This is a genomic window from Acinetobacter sp. YH12040 (assembly GCF_013420005.1).
Taxonomy (GTDB): domain Bacteria; phylum Pseudomonadota; class Gammaproteobacteria; order Pseudomonadales; family Moraxellaceae; genus Acinetobacter; species Acinetobacter amyesii.
In genome coordinates this window covers 80669-99228 of the sequence record NZ_VOZB01000012.1, presented here as the reverse complement: position 1 = coordinate 99228, position 18560 = coordinate 80669, and the positions used below count along the sequence as shown (strand labels likewise).

The window sequence follows — 18560 nt, the reverse complement described above, 5'->3', positions numbered from 1 at the left end:
TTTGGGGTAAGACAAGGCTTGCCATTTTTCAGACAAAAGCATGCAATCCCGCTATAACGCCCGCCGCATTATGAATAGGTCTGCATCAGGCCGGTCTCCGGACTTACGTTATGAATAACGATTCACCGTTGCGGGGGCAGTGTCAGATAACAACAGCTCTATACTGCTGGACTGACTTCCCAGTTTCACTTCTCAATTAAGGAAGCACCTGAAGCGCAGGCAGATTAATTTCTGCTCCACAGCAAGTCAAGCTGTATATGTACCTATCTTCAAATACCCCATAGTTTCGATTGTTCGATAAATCGGAGTTCTCTATACTTAAGCCATTCACAACAGTTGGCATGGGAAGTTTCCACAACACTGCCCCCGCAACGGTGTGCAAGCAATGCTTTGCCAGTCCGATACCTGCTCACTGTGTTCTATCACTCAATCATTTACGTGGGGTAAATGCATGGAGCATTGTATGCCTTTTCCTTTTCAGCCGACTGCTCTTGCAGCTGGCATATCTGCCCTTTGTATTTTTAGCTCCCAAATATCTGTTGCAGCAGATTCAATTGCACAACCTAAAATGGACACCATTGTCGTCACAGCAACACGTTCTGCAGAAAAATTAGAAAATGTGCCTGCGCGTATCGCCATTATTGAACCTGCAACCGTTGCACAATCCCCTATTTCCCAAATGAGTGATTTGCTGCGTAACGATGCTTCTATCAATATGGTGCAAAACGGCGGCTTAGGACAAGTGGCTTCGATTTTTGTGCGTGGCACAGAATCTGACCACACCTTAGTACTACGCGATGGCGTACGCTTGAACTCGGCTACATCAGGCATGGCGCCATTACAATTTTTGGATACTACCGATATTCAACAAATAGAGGTTTTAAAAGGCCCTGCCTCTGTGTTGTATGGCTCAGATGCGATTGGCGGTGTGGTACAAATTATTTCCAAGACACCCACAGAAAATATAGCCTTTGCCAGTACCGAAGTGGGTGAACACAAAACCTATAAAAGTATTATTGGCGCAGATGCCACAAAAAATGGTTATTACGCACAGATTCGAGGACAACGCTTAGAATCCGATGCCACCAAAGTGTTTGACCTAGATGAACTGAGTACAGCAAGCTATGACCAAAAAGGCTGGAGCGCAAAAGTTGGATCAAAACAAGAAAATCATGCTTACTCATTGGACTATAGCTATAACGATGGTCGCAGCTTTTATGTCAGTTGTAGCAATGAAGATAAAGACTATAACTGCCTAAACTACAGCAATGTCGCGCAAGACTTTAGCAATGAAATGATCAACCTCCGTGGTGAAGTGCATCTTTTACCTGCTTTAGAACTGCACGCTCGCCTTTCTCAATTTAAAGATGAGCTAGATCAGGTTACAACCGCCGACTTCACCCACAATAAAACCCAAGAAGCGGAAATCTATTCCAAATTTGATCTGACGCCAAAGCAAACGCTTTTAAGCGGGATCACACACCGCAAAATCAGCGGTGATATTGTGTCTTATGGCACAGCCTACCAAGATGATAACCGTAGCACTGGTTATTACTTACAGCATCAATATCATCAAGATGGTCTTAATACACAGCTCGGAATTCGCCTAGAAGACGATGCAAAGTATGGCAGCCATACCATTGGTCAAGCTGCAATTCGTCTGCAAGCACTGCCTCTTACCAGTGTATATGCCAATATTGGTACTGCGTTTAAATCGCCAACCTTAGATGAACGCTATAACAGCTGGTCAGGCAATCCAAACTTAAAGCCTGAAGAAAGTATTTCTTATGAGATTGGCGTCGACCAAAAGCTGAATCATGGGCTAAGTACCGGTCTATCCGTGTACCATACCAAAATCGACCATCTGATTGTGAACGGTCCTCATTACACTTTAGAAAATCTAAATACAGCGGTTTATCAAGGCGTGGAAACCTATCTGCAATGGCAAAATGGCGAATGGTCAAGCAAACTTAGCTATCATTATGTGAAAGCACAAGATGATGAGAAAAAACAAGATTTACAGCGTCGCCCACGTCAGAATTTAAGCTTGACTACAGGTTGGAGCAATGACATTTATGGCATGAATGCAACCTTGAATGCCAAGTCAGATACCGTAGATTATCAGGCACGCAATCCCGGTTATGCCACTATTGAAATGAGTGCATTTTGGAATATCAATCCCAACCTCAAAGTCTTTACCAATTTACAAAATATCGGTGATGTCGAATACAAAACCTCATCGTATGGTTCAGGTTTGTATTATATGAATGGCGGGCGTTTAGCCTCTATCGGTGTCACTGTTAAATATTAATACACATCACTTTATTCAACTTTTAATCAAAAAATGGACAATTAAAATGGGCCACCGTTTAAGTAAAATTTATACCCGCACAGGCGATTCAGGCACGACAGGTTTAGGCGACGGTTCTCGCGTAGCTAAAGATGATTTACGCATCGAAGCCCTAGGCGATGTCGATGAACTCAATTCAAGTATTGGTATTCTGCGTTCACACATTGCACTTAGCAGCATTGAAGACAAAGCGACTTGGGATAAATCCCTCAGCCTAATTCAACATTGGTTATTCGACCTTGGCGGTGAAGTCTGTATTCCAAACTTCAACTTGGTACAGCCTGTGTCGATTGAGTTTTTGGAAAATGACATCGACCGCATGAATGAAGCGCTGCCGATGCTGAAAGACTTTATCCTGCCTTCAGGCACTTTAGTATGTAGCTTTGCCCATCAGGCTCGTAGCGTATGCCGCCGCGCAGAACGCCGTTTAATGGCTGTACATAACCGCGACCAGAACATTCAAGCACCGTCATTGCAGCTTTTGAACCGACTTTCAGACTGGTTATTTGTCGCATCGCGTACATTACAACGTGCTGAAGGTGGCTCTGAAGTGCTATGGCAGAAAAATATTAACGACACGATCGATCAATAAGTTTTGGATTCAAAAATTGCTCAAATCCTTTGATCAATTAAAAGTCTACTTTACATTGAAATAAATCGAAACATTTCGTCCGATCATTCTTGTATTTCAGAATGATCGGATCAAAATAACAGTGTCATCTCCCTGTCATTCTTACAGGACATTATGTTCTTAACATCTTTTTTTGTAGGCCTCGTATGCGCATAATCGGTCACCGTGGCGCTCGTGGTGAAGCACCTGAAAATACCCTAGGTGGTTTCCAATATATTCAAGACTTAGGAATTCGTGCTGTCGAATTTGACGTTCGGCAACTTAAAGATCGTGCCCTAGTGATCATGCATGATGACCAATTTATGCGAACGACAGGTCAAGATAAACATCTATATGAATGTAGTTCACAAGAGTTAGAACCCTATAACCATGCTGTGACTTGGTCAGAATGGAATAAAGTTGAGCCGACGCCACTGCTCGAACAAACGCTCAAAATTATTCATAACTTCGATCATATTGAAGTCGAAGTGAAAGCAGTGAAGACACAGACTGAAGCTGAAGCACTGACTGAAACCTTGGAACAACAGCTCCAAGGTTTCGAACATTCCGCGGTGATCACTAGTTTTGACCCTAAAATTCATCTTGCTTTGCAACAAAAAAAATCTGGCTTCAAACGCGGGCTTTTGGTTGAAACGGACGTAAAATTTAAAGCGATTGAACAAGCACTTGAATTAGGTTGTATCCAAATCGGTTGGATGAACCAACTTGCCAATTCAGACATTATTCAGGCCACACAGCAGGCAAAATTAAATGTGAGCGTGTGGACTGTCAACGACGTTGATCGTGCTAAACAGCTTAAAGATTGGGGCATCAACGGTTTAATTACCGACTATCCTAAATTAATGATGCAGCATTTTTAATGCTGCTTTGTTCACCTAGATTTGTGTAATTCACTTCTCAATCAACACGTCGCTATTTCAATCGGTCTATTTTCTTTCCAAAACCAATACAGTTTGTCCCCGACTGTTTTGCATCGTCATGTGTTTCCCTTTTATTTGGAATTGTGTTGCGGCTTGCAAGGCATCTGAAAGTTCAGCCTCTTGAGCCAAAGCCGAATCACAGCTGAAATAACCTGCTCGGGCATTCAGATCAATGCTGTGTTTTAATGTATCGATCACATAAGTGCCACTGATAGTGTTACATCCCGTATTTCCCTGAATTTGTCGAAACTGCGAATTGAACTGAAGATAAGGTTGATGATGAAAGAACTTGGCTTTTTGCCCTACAATTTGCACAATCGTCCATGGAATATCTTGTATCCCATCATTCACGCGAATAACTTTTAATGGCTGCTCAATACTGTTGCCCAGTGACTTTCCGTGTGACTTTATAGTCACCGTCTGCGTAGGAGAATTTTGACAAGCCATCAGTCCAAGACAACTGATCAGAAAGCTGCCCCAGATGCAGTATTTGATAAGTAATTTCAGATTATTTTGACAAATTTGCTGATTTTTTGGCATCTTTTACTCCACAAAAAGTCAAATAACTTCAGTCGTATTATGTTACTGTTTAGAACAATACAACTGTACAATAACAGTGGTGAAAACGGGTTTTCCCGTGCTACTATTCTGTACGTTTAAAATCCCTTAAAAAATTAATGGGATTCGTCCTATCTATACCTCCCAAGGTTTCAGGAGTGCTGTTGGAGATGAATGCTCCCCTACCCAAAGCCCCAATGAACTGGATTGCCATTTTTGCATTGGTGTTTTTACCTATTGTCGCAGTTATTGCAATTCCGTTATATGCCATTAATCATGATTTTAGTGCCGCTGCTTGGATCAGTATGTTTGTTTTACTGGGTGTCAGCAGTTTAGGTATTACTGCGGGTTATCACCGCTTGTGGGCACACCGTGCTTATGAAGCAACCTTGCCTTTAAAGATCATTTTAATGCTCATGGGTACTTTTGCAGTTCAAAATAGTATTTTATTTTGGGCTTCAGGCCACCGTACACATCACCGTCATGTTGATGATGTGGATCAAGATCCATACTCAATCAACCGCGGTTTTTGGTATGCACATATTGGTTGGATGCTTCGTGATTATCCAGCAGCAGCACCAAACTATAAAAATGCACCTGACTTATTAAAAGATAAAGTCGTGATGTTCCAAGACAAATATTACATCCCTCTAGTGATTGCCGTTCACGCAGCTATTTTGTTACCAATTGGTTGGGCTGTAGGCGACATGTGGGGCGTTCTATTATTGGGCGGTTTAATGCGTTTAATCTTAAGCCATCACGTAACTTTCTTTATTAACTCACTTTGCCATATGTGGGGAAAACGTCCGTATACTGATGAAAATACAGCACGTGACAACTTTGTTCTAGCTATTGCTACTTGGGGTGAGGGTTATCATAACTACCATCACATTTTCCAATACGACTACCGTAATGGTGTGAAATGGTGGCAATATGACCCAACTAAATGGCTAATTTGGTCATGTTCTAAATTAGGTTTGGCAAAGAACTTACGCCGTATTCCAAGCTTTAATATTAAAAAAGCTGAGTTGGCAATGAAGTTTAAATATGCTGAACAAGACCTTGCGATTTATGGTCTGAATATGACCGATGACATTGCCACAGCAAAACAACGTATTTCTCAAGAATATGATGCGTTTTCGCAAACTTTGAATGACTGGGCAAAATTAAAAGAACAGGAAATTCAAGCGAAGAAAACAGCAGTTGCTGAAAAAATTCATCAGATGGATGACAAACTCAAACTTGAATTCCTACAAGTTGAACAGCGTCTGTCACAGCACCGTGAAACACTGAATCAATTGATGCGTAACTTGAAAAAGAAAACTGCTTAATTCTTTTAAGCCCCTCAAATGATAAAGCCTCCCTTATGGAGGCTTTATCATTTTAAGCTACAGTTTTTCTATCTGGTCTTTGCTATAGTTTCTACATAATTTGAATTTTTAAAGATCATTATGCTGTTCAATGCCCGATATAACACCCTGCCACCTCGCCTGTACCATCATCAGCAGCCTGTACCCTTAAAAGGCTCAAAATCAGGACATTTCAATGCTGCTTTGGCTGAACAGTTACAATGGTCGGATGAAGATAAAGCTCAATGGGTAGAGATTTGCAGTGGGCAAAAAACCTTTGAGGAATTTGAGCCGCTAGCGATGGTCTATGCTGGTCATCAGTTTGGTCAATGGGCCGGCCAATTGGGCGATGGTCGCGGCTTATTGATTGCGCAAATAGTAGATAAACATGGGCAAACCATTGACCTCCATCTCAAAGGTGCAGGTTCTACACCTTATTCACGCATGGGTGATGGCCGTGCGGTGCTACGTTCAGTAGTTCGTGAATATCTTGCAGGACATGCGCTGAACAGCTTAGGTGTTGCATCAAGTAATGCCGTGGGTTTTACCAGCTCTGAACAAGGCGTACAGCGTGAAAAACTCGAGCTTGGCGCGATGATGCTACGTACATCTGACTGTCATATCCGATTGGGACATTTTGAATGGATCAATCAATATCAGGGTGATTTACTACCTGAATTCACGCAAAAATGCATTGAATGGCACTACCCTGAATGCTTGGATGCCGAACAACCGATTTTAGCTTTTGCCACTCAAGTCATTCAGCGTACCGCAGTGATGATTGCCAAATGGCAGCTCATTGGTTTCGCACATGGCGTGATGAATACTGACAATCTGAATATTACTGGTTCAACGCTCGATTTTGGACCTTATGGATTTATGGAGCGCTTCCGCCCAAACTGGATCAACAACCATTCGGATTACCAAGGCCGCTATACCTATCAGCAGCAGCCAAGTATCGGGCATTGGAATCTCTGGCAGTGGCTGAATAATCTCATTCCGCTCTGCCCTACGGACTATGACAAAGAACAGTGGAAAGAAGATTTAGCTAAGTGCTTAGAGCATTTTGAACTGACCTTCTTAGAACATTATAAATTGGGCTTAGCTCAGAAAATGGGTTTGCCAAGTTTCCATAAAGACAGCTTTAACTGCGCCATGGCCTTTTTGCGTATTCTGCAAAGTGAACAGCTGGACTACACGCAAAGCTTTATTCGTCTGCAAAATCATGAATATGAAGCCATTAAAGATGACTGCTTAGACCGCCGCACCTTTGAAGGTTTCTTGGCACAATATGAAAGCATCCGTGCGCATCAGGACACCGATGCTTTAGATGCTGAAATGGCACAGGCCAATCCGCAATATATCTTGCGTAACCATATGGCGCAAAAAGCGATTGAGCTTGCTGAACGCAATGATTTTTCAGAAGTTGAGCGCTTGTTTACATTGCTCAGTCAGCCCTTTAGCAAACAGCCTGAACTGGAAACAACAGAAGATTTAGGCCCCTTGCCAAGTGATGTGCCTGAAGTGATGGTCAGCTGCTCGTCTTAAAAAATTATCCACAAATCCACATTTCACTCGAATCAAAATTGTGGATAATTTAAACATTATCCACAATTCAGAAATCGATGGACTGCGAAAGCAGTTTATCCACTAAATTACAATGACAAGAAAAAATATCACGATCTTTAGTTTCGCTACCCTCCTCTGTATTGCGGTAGCCTACTTTGCCTATCAAAAATTTGAAAAATATCTACCTACACCTACCAATGCACTAGACTTTCCACCTGAATTAAGCGATGCACAAATTCAAAAAATTCGCACAGAAACGCCGATCGACAGTATTCAAGTACATAAAGCTGATCGTTATTTAGAGTTAAAACATCAGGATCAGGTCATTCGGCGTTACTCGATGCGTCTGGGTTTTCAACCGCTTGGACATAAAGTTCAAGAAGGTGATGGCAAGACGCCAGAAGGAACTTATCATATAGATTGGCGTAATCCGCAAAGCGCATTTTATAAATCTTTGCATATCTCTTACCCCAATGCGGCCGATAAACAGAAGGCTAAAAATCTAGGGGTTTCTGCAGGTGGTGACATTATGATTCATGGTTCGGCGACCAGTTTACAAATGAAAGCTGCACCACAACTGATGACGTATTTCCCACAAAAAGATTGGACTTGGGGCTGTATTGCAGTGCGCAATATTGATATGGATGAAATTTGGCAACTGGTGAATAATGATACAGCGATTAATATTCATCCTTAGGCTTTAACGCTCAGGCTTATTTTTGGGTATCCCCTATGATTGCATTACATGCTGTAGCTGCGAAGACAGCCTTAGCCCTGCCAGAAACCACATGCAGCCAGCCTTTTGGTGAAGGCTGTGATGTGTTTAAAGTGATGGATAAGGTTTTTATGCTGAGTTTTCATTTAGAAGGCAAAGCAGCGATCAATTTAAAAGTGCTGCCAGACAATGGCGGAATGCTTAAAGATATTTATCCCTTTATTCGTGCGGGCTGGCATATGAATAAGAAGCATTGGATTTCCGTATTTGCAGATGAAGAATTAGAAGAAGAACTGCTGCAAGATTTGGTACTGAATTCTTATGAATTGGTGGTTTCAAAACTCAAAAAAGCGGAAAAATTGAGAATTGATATTTTAAAAAGTGCTTATTGAGTTAAGCTTTTATCTCTCTAATCAAAGCTTTAATAATTGCATCATTCTCGTGTCAAGTGGCGTTTTTACATAATCAATTTTTGGATTGATTAAGATAGCGATCAAAAAGCGACAGATTAAATTTTGCATCTCTAAAAGAACATTCCGATTAGAGTCTGACTTAAATATCGCAAAACCCAAAGGCTCATCGAAAAATAACGCTTCATGAAACGTGTTATTTCTAATTTCGGAAATTAAAGAATTCTTTTTATGTAAAACTGCCCAATCCGGCACTGATATTTCAAAATATTCACACATCCATTGTATACGATGACCGTTAGATTTAGGTCTTGACTCTTTTCCTGCTTTATTCTGCACAATTTTATAGCAAGTATCTAAACCCATATATAAGTAATTAAACTTTTCAAAATTTAAATTTTGCGGATTTTGTGCCAATAAGAGCAGATGCACAACTGAAGAAATTCTTTTAAAACTAAGCTCATCATCATCTAATGAAATCATATACTGTGTTAAACAAAGCAATGCTGTCTCTAATTCAGAGTTAGGCACTATAAAATCAAAAATTTTTCTTTGTTTGAGTGGGGTAGCATCTAAAAAACCATCTTCTGTTGTCGATAAACGCATTCCTACAAAAAAGGATAAGCACCATAATAAAAACTCTAATTGAGCTTCATGCAAATTAAATACTGTTAAACTGTGAGTTTTAGGCAATCCAAAAATACGAGATTTGTACGGCAAAATATGAATTTTATCAGTCATAAAATCCATCATCTGTGCTTCTGGTGCATATATCCAATCTTTATAAACATTTGAATCTAGTGAAATTAAGCTAATTTTTTCTTCAAGATTATCTAGTGTTTGGATAGAAAAATATTCGTTAGTAATATTCAAATTTTCAGGTAAAAACCCAAATTTTTTTGATAATTTATTGTTCACTTCTGTCGACATAGCAATATCTGATTTTTATTTTATAAATTATATATGAAAATGAAAACCCAAGTTCTTATAACTTAGATTTTCATCTAACACATTTAATAATAACTATTTTTGAGATAGCTTAAATATGACAAATAACAATACAATCCACACCGGCTGCATCAGCACCGACAGCATAAAACCCTGATTCCACATGATGTACAAAATCATCAGCATGAACACCAAAACAAAGTAGTTGGTGAACGGTGCAAATAAAGCAGGAAACTTAGTTTGTATGCCCTGCTGCTGCATCGCTTTTCTAAACTTCAAATGAATCAAGCTGATCAGCATCCAATTCAGCACCGCAGCGCTCACCACGATATAAATCAAATAACTCAATGCTTTTTCAGGTAAGAAATAATTCAGCAGCACACAGCCAAAAATCAGCAAAGCAGAAAATAAAACTGCAGCAATCGGTGTCCCGTGCTTATTCACCTGTTTAAAGGCTTTTGGCGCATTGCCCTGTTCTGCCAAACCAAGCAGCATGCGGCTATTGGCATACATGCCGCTATTACAGACCGAAACGGAGGCCGTCAAAATAATAAAATTCAGCAAATGCGCCGCCCAATCAATCCCCATCTGATTAAAAATCATCACAAAAGGACTATGATCCAAACCGCCAAGTTTCAACTGATTCCACGGCACCAGCGACAGCAGTACCGCCAAGGAACAGATATAAAATAAGAACACGCGGATTACGGTCTGATTCACCGCTTTCGGGATATTTTGATCAGGATTTTCAGTTTCAGCCGCCGCCATGCTGATTAATTCAATGCCGCCAAAAGCAAACATCATAAAGGCTAGCATGTAGAATAAGCCTTCAAAACCGTGCGGGAAGAAGCCGCCATGTACCCATAAATTACTAATCGAAGCGGTAGAGTCTGCGCCTGCTGTAAGTAGCAGATATATACCAAAAATAATCATGGCAACAATCGCCACAACTTTAATCATCGACAGCCAAAATTCAGATTCTGCATACAGTTTGACATTGGCTAAATTGGCTAGCGTAATCACAGCAAAAAACACCAGAACTGAAACCCAAGCAGGCACATGCGGCCACCAGTAATTGACATATTTGCCTATCGCAGTCAGCTCGGTCATCACCACTAAAATGTAGAGAATCCAGTAGTTCCAGCCCGTTAAAAAGCCAGCAAACTTGCCCCAATACTTAAAAGCAAAATGACTGAATGAACCTGTGACTGGCTCTTGCACGATCATCTCGCCCAGCTGGCGCATAATCAGAAAAGCAATCAAACCACCAATCAAATAGCCCAGAATTATCGATGGTCCAGCCGACTCAATAATATGCGCAGAGCCTAAAAATAGCCCTGTCCCGATTGCGCCACCCATTGCAATCAGCTGAATATGACGGTTCTTTAATCGGCGCTGCAGTTGAGGCATTTCGCTGCTCACAACACGTTCTCATCTTATAAAAAAGTGGATTGTAGCCTGTGCAGCTCTTTGCAGCCAAATATTCGCAGATCATTTCTGTATGAATCATTATGGAATACAGTGCGTGAGCTGCATCAATCTATAGCACATAGTCAACTTGATAGGATGGACAATATAGGCCATATGGTTCTATTAGAACAGCCAGAAAATTTAGCTGCCAGCATACTTAAGTGGCTGAATATATTGTCCCTTTAAATATAAACAGCCCTCAATAGAGAGCTGCTTTTTAGCATTCACTTCACTTGATGGATGATTGATAGTGAATGCAGTACGTCTAAACCTATTTATTTATGCTGCGGTGTCATGTAAATCGTTATTTACGCTGTGGAACATCAGCCCAGCGTGCATAACTCTTCGTGCTTTTCAGCACAGTGCCCGCTTGTTTTGCAGCGACGCCAGTATAGTCCTGAGAGAAACTATCTGAATATTCATCAAAACTCGCTCCATCAAATAATGGGAAAGTTCCGGCTTTTTTCTGAATCACCACATCATCAATCATCCAGCCACGGAAACCATTATAAAGTCCATCGACTGTTCTGAATTGGAATTTCAGTTGAACATTGGCCTTGCCTGCATATTCATCCAATGAAATTGCTTCTTGCTGAACAGCAGCCGGCGCGAGGTTAAAGCCTAAATTACTGTATGGAATCGGCGCGCGCTCATATGCAGAGGACGGATCTGCCAGCGGGTTTAATCGAGCCAAGGTCTTAAAGCTGTTGCCACCGTCGGTAGAAACTAAAATATTCATCAAATCGAACCCTTGATTATTTGGATTGACCGACTCAATTTCCCACCATGTTTTAAAGCTTAAACTCAAAGGCGCTTGATACTGGCTTAGATTAATGGCAGGTGAGATTAACTCACCCATATTATGGGTATTAGATGTTCCGCCATCAAACTCTGGAGCCATAGATGAATCACTTAAAGCGCCAATAAAGTTGCCATTTACTTTGTCACCATACCAATACGCAGTATTGCCTTGCAGTGGCTCAGGCACCTTGCCTTGACTTTGGTCATTTGGCGCTAAGCGTACACGCTGATTCACTTGATTATTACGAATGTTGTGACCTTTGTTTAGCAACTGCCAATCAACATTGGCCACACTTGGCTGCGACCTTGTCCATGCATTGCGGGTTGCTGAGTCCACTTCAAAAGTTTCACGCCAAACTGCATCTGCAGACACTGTTTCAGGTAGCACTTCAAATTGATAGCCCGATGCAGAAGAAGCAATGACCGTAACTTTTTTCGTAATAGTATTAATTCCTGCACCGTTAATAGTGAGCGTGGCATTTTTCAATGCTTCAAGTAGCGCACTGGATACATTAAATGAAAGCGTGAAATATCCATTGGCATCAGTCAAAGCACTAACAAATGCGCCATTGGTCGCTGTACCGCCAGACAATGACACTTGCGCATTCGCCAAAGGCTTCCCTTTAAAAATCACTTGACCAGACAATGTTCCGACCACTGCATCATTGACTGGTGCATCACTTAGTGTCTGACAGTCTTGGTCTAAGCAGTTAAGAACCACATTCAACACAATGCTCTTATTGGTATTTTTAGGATGGATCAAGAATGCCGAAACTGCAGACTGTCCATTTTTAGTGACCAAAACATAATATGTGCCTGCAGCCAATTTAGGCAGTTTAACGATGCCTTGAGCATTCGCAAGGTAACTTTGACCTTTAAAATGAGTCGCTGTCGGTAAACTGTTGATCGGTGGAAATAACTGTTCAGAATCATCTGCTGTGATTGTATTTGTTGCTATTTTCAGACTGCCTGATTGTACTTTTTGCCATTCTTCATCACTTAAAATCTGAATCGACGCAGCATTTAAAGCAAGATTATTCACATCTAATAAAGTCAGCTCTTCTACACTCTTTTGTACCATAGCATCGGCAACTGGCTCTGGCGGTACACTCCCTGTCTCCTCACGATCACTACCACCACATGCCGTTAAACCCAAGACACCCGTGACCATTATTATTTTTACAAAAGCGCTATTTTTCATCTGTTCTGCCCTCTGGCTGTTCCATTTTTAAAAATTGTTATCTCTACATTGAACTCTGCCAGCTCAAACATACTGGTGAATATTCCAGCAAAATAATAACCAATTTTCATTAAATGCGCAAATTTCGCATTTTAAGTCTTTATGGCTTTCGGTTCTTCTTGTATTTAAAATTAATGCAACTAGCTATACACGTAGCAAAAAAAACAGGCCGAAGCCTGTCCTTTCAGTATTTACAATCTATTTTAATCTTCTGGATATTCAAAACGATAACCAACGCCATACACGGCTTGAATCCACTCATGACGGTTGCCGGTTTCCGCTGCATCTGAAATCTTACGACGTAAATTTTTAATATGACTATCAATCACACGGTCAGCCACTTCAAAACTGTCTGGGTTGATATGATCCAGTAACTGCGCACGTGAATACACCTGCCCTACATGCTCTAAAAACAACTCTAGTAAACGAAACTCTGTTGGCGTTAAGCTCAACGCTTTTTGTTGATACCAAATGCGTTGCTGTGCTTTGTCCATACGGAATAAATCATTCACCTCTGGCTCTGCTTTACGTTCTAAACGACGTAATACTGCTTGCACACGTGCCACCAATTCTTTCGGACTAAACGGTTTGCAGACATAATCGTCAGCACCCATATTAAGCCCCAATACACGGTCAATTTCTTCAGTGCGTGCAGTCACCATAATAATCGGCAAATCAGACTGCTCACGGACTTTACGGCAAATGGTTAAGCCATCCATACGGGGCACCATCAGGTCTAAAATCATCAGACTCGGTTTACGTTGTGTGAAGCTGTCATAGGCTTCTTGCCCATCATGAAACATGCTGACTTCAAAGCCTGCAGCCTCTAGATAATCACGCACCAGCTGTGCAAGTTCCACTTCATCTTCAACCAACATGATATGTTTCATGCATGCTTCCTTTTAATATTTCATCTGTTTGGGAAATGTCAATTTGCAACGCAAACCGCCCAATGGAGAATGATCAAAACTCAACTCTCCACCCAATGCTCTAGCTATTTTTACGGATAACGCCAATCCTAATCCTGTACCACCAGTTGCACGCGTACGTGAATCATCCACACGATAGAAACGCTCACCTAAACGTGCCAACTGTTCATCAGTTAAACCAAATGGGCTGTCATCAACATACACGGTCCACTGGGTTTCATCTTGCTCAGTATGAACATGCACTTCACCACCAGCTTCCGTATAACGAATACTGTTACCCAATAAGTTGACCATAATCTGTTTAAAACGGTCTATATCTAATTGTAATGAAGTGCCATCGCCCGTTGCTGTAATTTTCAAATCGGCTTGTTCAAACTTCGGTTTAAAGCTTTCAACTTCCTGCACAACGACATCCCACGGATTAATCGTAGTGAGATAACAATTTAATTGCTGTGCATCAGCTTGCGCCAAATCAGCCAAATCTTTGGTCAATTTTTTCAGACTACTGACTTGATTCAGCATCGAAGTAAAATGCTCTGGCGTTGGCTTACGAATACCGTCCTGCATCGCCTCAATTTGAGCCTGTAACACGGCCAATGGCGTTTTCAATTCATGTGAAGTATCAGCCACCCATTGACGACGTGAGGTTTCATGCTGATCGAGAATTACGGCCAACTGATTCAATTCATTCGATAAATCACCAAGCTCATCATTACGGTTCACTGCAACTTGATGTTGATAATTGCCCTTGGTTAATTCACGTGTTCCCATTAACAAACGCTGAATCGGTTTTTTAAAGTATGTTGCCAATAACAATGCTGCGATCAAACTTGCAATAAACGTAAGCGCATAAACCAATAATAAATAACGTTTTTGCTTACTAAAGAAGTTAATACTGATCGCATCATCTTGATCGAGGACAGGTTTGAGCCCCAAATATCCCACGATTTGATTATTCACCATAATCGGACGATAAGAGATTTGTTCATCTGTCGGCTCACCCACAACAAATTGGCGATGTGCATCATATAAAGATAAACGCGAACTCAAGCCCAAGCGGTCAGGCATTTGGATAAATTGTTTCTTACCACCATTATTACTGTTACTTTGTGAGGATTGATCTGCATCTTTTTCATCCGTGTTCGACTCTTTTGGACGGAATACATTTTGGTTCGTACTTAAAGGAAATTTTAAACCTTCAAAGGGTTGGAACTCAGATGGTAAGTTTTGTTCCAGCCATTTCAGCTCTTCAATTTTTTGCTCTGCTGTTTGCTGTGGTGTTGCCAGCATCGATGCTGCATTTAAACTATGATCTTGGAAATAGCGCTGCTGCAATGCAATGTCATATTGACGACGTAGCCACCACCGAGAGAGACGATCATAGTCATCTGGCGCTGCCTGCCCTTCAATTTGCAGAATCTGTGCCTGAATCGCATTGCCCCAATCATGATAGACCGTATACACATCGGCTAAATTTTCAATGACATGGTCAAGCTTTTGCATCTCGACATCGGCCACATATTTGGTGAAATTACGCTGCATATTCCAATGCAAAACGCCAAGACTTACCGTTGTGATGACGAGCGTCGTCAACAGCACAGTCAGAAACAAGCGTAGGGCAATCGGGATACGACGTATTTTCAAAAGAGAGCTCTCATTTTTCTTCTATATTCATTATTGTAGCGAACACGCAACTAAAAAACTCTCCATTGTTTCTACATCTTTATTATTTAATCTTTAACCATCGGAAAAAGATCTAATCTGGTGGGGTAAAGACTATGAAACAAATGACCAAAATTGCTTTAATCGGTGCAAGCGTACTGAGCATGGGTGCATTAACTGCCTGTCAATCGACAACCGCACCAAAAGATAACGATCATGGCCGTATGATGAAACAACATCATGGTGATCACGACCGTCGTATGTCACCTGAGCAACGTGAACATTTTAAACAAATGCGTGCCGAGCAACGTCAAGTGTTTGCTGATATGCAAAAAGCCTGCGATGGCAAGGCTACAGGTTCAACAGTTCAAGTAAAAGCTGGCGATAAAAATATTGATGGTACATGTACCATGGTGTTCAAAGCAGACCGTCAAGACATGAAAAAAGCACGTGGTGAACACAAACCAATGCGCGGTGAACATCGTCCAATGCGTGGCGACATACGTGGTCAGATGCAACGCGATGAGCCACTGACTGATGCAAAACGTGCAGAGCTGACTAAACAGTTTGATCAGCGTTTAGCGGAACGCCAAGCCAAACAACAAGCGATTATGAAAGCATGCCAAGGCAAAACCGATGGCAGTGCGGTTGCGATTAAAGTTGGCGAACAGCAAATCAATGGTAAATGTGAAGTTCGCTTCCAACCTAAAGCTCCTGTTGCCCCGACGCCAGCACCAGTGAAATAATCCAAACTTAGATCGCAATATCATTGCGTAAAAAAGGCACTCCCATGAGTGCCTTTTTTATTGGACATATCTTTTTACGCTTTTTGACTATTTGTGTCATTCATTTTCATCTAAAAGCGTTTACACTCAATGCACTTAGCTTTTTCAAGGGATATTTCTTTGACTTTACAGTCACCAACAAATCACCCTGAAATGCTTGTACCCAATAAGAAGATGTTGCACGATTAGAACCATTCCAATACGTGTCATTGAAGACACGTTCAAATGTTATTTAGGATTACTAACGCTGGTAGAAACCAGTATTGAGGAAAACGATATGCCACAATACAAAGCGCCCTTACGTGATATGCAATTTGTTCTGCATGAACTTTTAAAAGCAGAAGATCACTATGCACAACTGCCTGCATTTTCTGACACCGTAAGTCGTGAGTTGGTTGACCAATATCTAGAAGCGGCTGCTGACTTCTGTGAAAATGAACTTTCTCCTCTTAACCAAGTCGGCGACCGTGAAGGTTGTACTTGGAATGATGGCGTTGTAACAACACCAACTGGTTTTAAAGAAGCGTATCAAAAATATATCGAACTCGGTTTCCCATCTCTATCTGCTGAAGAGCAATACGGCGGTCAAGGCTTACCGGTTTCTTTAGGCAACATCATTTCAGAAATGGTGGGTACTTCGAACTGGGCATGGGGTATGTACCCTGGTCTGTCTCACGGTGCTGTCCGCACATTAGAACATCACGGTTCTCAAGAACAAAAAGACACTTACCTGCCTAAACTTGTTTCAGGTGAATGGACAGGTACGATGTGCTTAACAGAATCTCATGCAGGTTCTGACTTAGGTATTATCCGTTCTAAAGCTGAACCACAAGCAGACGGTAGCTACGCAATCTCTGGCGAGAAAATCTTTATCTCTGCTGGTGAACACGACATGGCTGAAAATATCATCCATATCGTACTTGCTCGTCTTCCAGGTGCACCAAAAGGCACGAAAGGTATTTCATTATTCATCGTACCTAAATTCAATGTAAATGCTGATGGCTCAATTGGTGAGCGCAATGCGGTACGTTGTGGTTCGATTGAACACAAAATGGGTATCCATGGTAACGCGACTTGTGTCATCAACTTTGATAACGCAAAAGGCTTCTTGATTGGCCCTGAAAACCGCGGTCTAAACTGCATGTTCACATTCATGAACACTGCACGTATCGGTACTGCTGTACAAGGTCTTTCAGCTTCTGAAGGCGCTTTCCAAGGTGCACTTGCTTACGCAAAAGACCGTTTGGCAATGCGTTCACTTTCAGGCCCTAAAGCACCTGAAAAAGAAGCAGATCCAATTATCGTGCACCCTGCAGTACGCAACATGCTGCTTACGCAAAAATCATTTGCTGAAGCTGGTCGTGCTCTGGTTTACTTATTATCTTTCCATGCCGATATCGTGGAACAAGGTGCAACGGAAGAAGAACGTAAATTCTCTGACAACATTTTGTCTCTACTAACACCAATTGCTAAAGCATTCTTAACTGAAACAGGTTCTGAATCTGCAAAACACGGTGTTCAAGTATTTGGTGGCCACGGCTTCATTTCAGAACACGGTATGGAGCAAATCGTACGTGATACACGTATCTCTTGCTTGTACGAAGGTACGACTGAAATTCAAGCAATTGACTTGTTAGGCCGTAAAGTATTGGGTACTCAAGGTGCAATGTTGAAAGACTTCACCAAGATCATCCATAAATTTGTTGAAGCTAACAAAGACAACGCTGCCATGAAAGAATTTGTTGAGCCGCTTGCTGCGCTAAACAAAGAATGGGGCGACTTAACCATGCAGATTGGTATGAAAGCAATGCAAAACCCTGAAGAAGTAGGTGCTGCTGCAGTCGATTACCTTTACTTCTCTGGTTATGTAACGCTTGCTTATTTATGGGCTCGCATGGCCTTAGTTGCACAAGAAACTTTAGCTGCAGGAACAACAGATGTTGATTTCTACAATGCAAAAGTAACGACTGCTCGCTTCTACTTCAAGAAAATCTTACCGCGCGTTCGCTCTCATGTAGAAGTGATCGCAGGTGGCCTAGATCCTCTTATGGCATTGGATGCAGAACACTTTGCATTCTAATGTGAATATCTAAAACATATTCAAAAAATTGTACTCTTGAGTGCAGAAATAGAGAAAGGACGGTCATAGCATTGGCAGTCCTTTTTCTTTATAAATAGTCTCATAATTTTACTTTGGTCAATTTTCTCCACGCTTTATGTCGA

General features: G+C 41.4%; 15 protein-coding genes and 1 riboswitch. Of the genes, 9 read left to right on the top strand and 6 right to left on the bottom strand.

The genetic code is table 11. From position 1 onward, the window contains the following. Nucleotides 1-70: 70 nt before the first annotated feature. Nucleotides 71-227, bottom strand: a riboswitch (cobalamin riboswitch). A 236-nt stretch (nt 228-463) separates the two neighbouring features. The 3 genes from FTT99_RS13465 to FTT99_RS13455 all read left to right on the top strand — a co-directional run bounded on the left by FTT99_RS13465 (nt 464) and on the right by FTT99_RS13455 (nt 3841). Beyond that, complete coding sequence (locus tag FTT99_RS13465) at nt 464-2311, top strand: TonB-dependent siderophore receptor (RefSeq protein ID WP_257229280.1); 1848 nt, start codon at nt 464-466, stop codon at nt 2309-2311. Between the two features lie 46 nt (nt 2312-2357). Further along, nucleotides 2358-2942, top strand: a complete 585-nt coding sequence (locus tag FTT99_RS13460) for a cob(I)yrinic acid a,c-diamide adenosyltransferase (protein ID WP_078194212.1) — start codon at nt 2358-2360, stop codon at nt 2940-2942. Between the two features lie 185 nt (nt 2943-3127). Continuing rightward, on the top strand, nt 3128-3841 hold the full coding sequence (locus tag FTT99_RS13455) for a glycerophosphodiester phosphodiesterase (protein ID WP_180063997.1): 714 nt from the start codon (nt 3128-3130) through the stop codon (nt 3839-3841). Nucleotides 3842-3907: 66 nt separating this feature from the next. On the opposite strand, the gene FTT99_RS13450 is transcribed toward FTT99_RS13455, so the two are convergent. After that, nucleotides 3908-4441, bottom strand: a complete 534-nt coding sequence (locus FTT99_RS13450) for an META domain-containing protein (RefSeq protein ID WP_180131072.1) — start codon at nt 4439-4441, stop codon at nt 3908-3910. A gap of 188 nt (nt 4442-4629) precedes the next feature. On the opposite strand from FTT99_RS13450, the gene FTT99_RS13445 reads away from it, so the two are divergent. The 4 genes from FTT99_RS13445 (at nt 4630) to FTT99_RS13430 (ending at nt 8484) form a co-directional block, all read left to right on the top strand. Continuing rightward, nucleotides 4630-5790, top strand: a complete 1161-nt coding sequence (locus FTT99_RS13445) for an acyl-CoA desaturase (protein ID WP_180078779.1) — start codon at nt 4630-4632, stop codon at nt 5788-5790. A 120-nt stretch (nt 5791-5910) separates the two neighbouring features. Continuing rightward, on the top strand, nt 5911-7356 hold the full coding sequence (locus FTT99_RS13440) for a YdiU family protein (RefSeq protein ID WP_180131070.1): 1446 nt from the start codon (nt 5911-5913) through the stop codon (nt 7354-7356). Nucleotides 7357-7468: 112 nt separating this feature from the next. Then, complete coding sequence (locus FTT99_RS13435; RefSeq protein WP_180131068.1) at nt 7469-8074, top strand: murein L,D-transpeptidase family protein; 606 nt, start codon at nt 7469-7471, stop codon at nt 8072-8074. Nucleotides 8075-8109: 35 nt separating this feature from the next. Beyond that, nucleotides 8110-8484, top strand: a complete 375-nt coding sequence (locus FTT99_RS13430; RefSeq protein WP_218954530.1) for an MmcQ/YjbR family DNA-binding protein — start codon at nt 8110-8112, stop codon at nt 8482-8484. A 21-nt stretch (nt 8485-8505) separates the two neighbouring features. Here FTT99_RS13430 and FTT99_RS13425 read toward each other — a convergent pair whose 3' ends face one another. The 5 genes from FTT99_RS13425 to baeS form a co-directional block, all read right to left on the bottom strand. After that, nucleotides 8506-9432, bottom strand: a complete 927-nt coding sequence (locus FTT99_RS13425) for a hypothetical protein (RefSeq protein ID WP_180131066.1) — start codon at nt 9430-9432, stop codon at nt 8506-8508. A gap of 93 nt (nt 9433-9525) precedes the next feature. After that, the gene (locus FTT99_RS13420) at nt 9526-10872 is read right to left on the bottom strand and encodes an amino acid permease (protein WP_180131064.1); all 1347 of its coding nucleotides are present in this window, start codon (nt 10870-10872) and stop codon (nt 9526-9528) included. Between the two features lie 352 nt (nt 10873-11224). Next, complete coding sequence (locus FTT99_RS13415; RefSeq protein WP_180161600.1) at nt 11225-12922, bottom strand: carboxypeptidase regulatory-like domain-containing protein; 1698 nt, start codon at nt 12920-12922, stop codon at nt 11225-11227. Between the two features lie 242 nt (nt 12923-13164). Then, on the bottom strand, nt 13165-13851 hold the full coding sequence (locus tag FTT99_RS13410; protein WP_078191240.1) for a response regulator: 687 nt from the start codon (nt 13849-13851) through the stop codon (nt 13165-13167). Nucleotides 13852-13863: 12 nt separating this feature from the next. Beyond that, complete coding sequence (gene baeS, locus FTT99_RS13405) at nt 13864-15534, bottom strand: sensor histidine kinase efflux regulator BaeS (RefSeq protein ID WP_180131059.1); 1671 nt, start codon at nt 15532-15534, stop codon at nt 13864-13866. Nucleotides 15535-15668: 134 nt separating this feature from the next. Between baeS and FTT99_RS13400 the strand changes: the two genes are divergently transcribed. Beyond that, nucleotides 15669-16298 carry a hypothetical protein gene (locus tag FTT99_RS13400; protein ID WP_180131057.1) on the top strand — a complete coding sequence of 210 codons (630 nt, stop codon included), beginning with the start codon at nt 15669-15671 and terminating at the stop codon, nt 16296-16298. A gap of 316 nt (nt 16299-16614) precedes the next feature. After that, a complete protein-coding gene (locus tag FTT99_RS13395) occupies nt 16615-18417 on the top strand; it encodes an acyl-CoA dehydrogenase C-terminal domain-containing protein (protein WP_078194152.1) in 1803 nt (600 codons plus the stop codon). Nucleotides 18418-18560: the final 143 nt, after the last annotated feature.

What these genes read in the sequence shown, in the direction of transcription:
- FTT99_RS13465 (WP_257229280.1), top strand. Translation starts at nt 464, where the DNA reads ATGCCTTTTCCTTTTCAGCCGACTGCTCTTGCAGCTGGCATATCTGCC.
- FTT99_RS13460 (WP_078194212.1), top strand. Translation starts at nt 2,358, where the DNA reads ATGGGCCACCGTTTAAGTAAAATTTATACCCGCACAGGCGATTCAGGC.
- FTT99_RS13455 (WP_180063997.1), top strand. Translation starts at nt 3,128, where the DNA reads ATGCGCATAATCGGTCACCGTGGCGCTCGTGGTGAAGCACCTGAAAAT.
- FTT99_RS13450 (WP_180131072.1), bottom strand. Translation starts at nt 4,441, where the DNA reads ATGCCAAAAAATCAGCAAATTTGTCAAAATAATCTGAAATTACTTATC.
- FTT99_RS13445 (WP_180078779.1), top strand. Translation starts at nt 4,630, where the DNA reads ATGAATGCTCCCCTACCCAAAGCCCCAATGAACTGGATTGCCATTTTT.
- FTT99_RS13440 (WP_180131070.1), top strand. Translation starts at nt 5,911, where the DNA reads ATGCTGTTCAATGCCCGATATAACACCCTGCCACCTCGCCTGTACCAT.
- FTT99_RS13435 (WP_180131068.1), top strand. Translation starts at nt 7,469, where the DNA reads ATGACAAGAAAAAATATCACGATCTTTAGTTTCGCTACCCTCCTCTGT.
- FTT99_RS13430 (WP_218954530.1), top strand. Translation starts at nt 8,110, where the DNA reads ATGATTGCATTACATGCTGTAGCTGCGAAGACAGCCTTAGCCCTGCCA.
- FTT99_RS13425 (WP_180131066.1), bottom strand. Translation starts at nt 9,432, where the DNA reads ATGTCGACAGAAGTGAACAATAAATTATCAAAAAAATTTGGGTTTTTA.
- FTT99_RS13415 (WP_180161600.1), bottom strand. Translation starts at nt 12,922, where the DNA reads ATGAAAAATAGCGCTTTTGTAAAAATAATAATGGTCACGGGTGTCTTG.
- FTT99_RS13410 (WP_078191240.1), bottom strand. Translation starts at nt 13,851, where the DNA reads ATGAAACATATCATGTTGGTTGAAGATGAAGTGGAACTTGCACAGCTG.
- FTT99_RS13400 (WP_180131057.1), top strand. Translation starts at nt 15,669, where the DNA reads ATGAAACAAATGACCAAAATTGCTTTAATCGGTGCAAGCGTACTGAGC.
- FTT99_RS13395 (WP_078194152.1), top strand. Translation starts at nt 16,615, where the DNA reads ATGCCACAATACAAAGCGCCCTTACGTGATATGCAATTTGTTCTGCAT.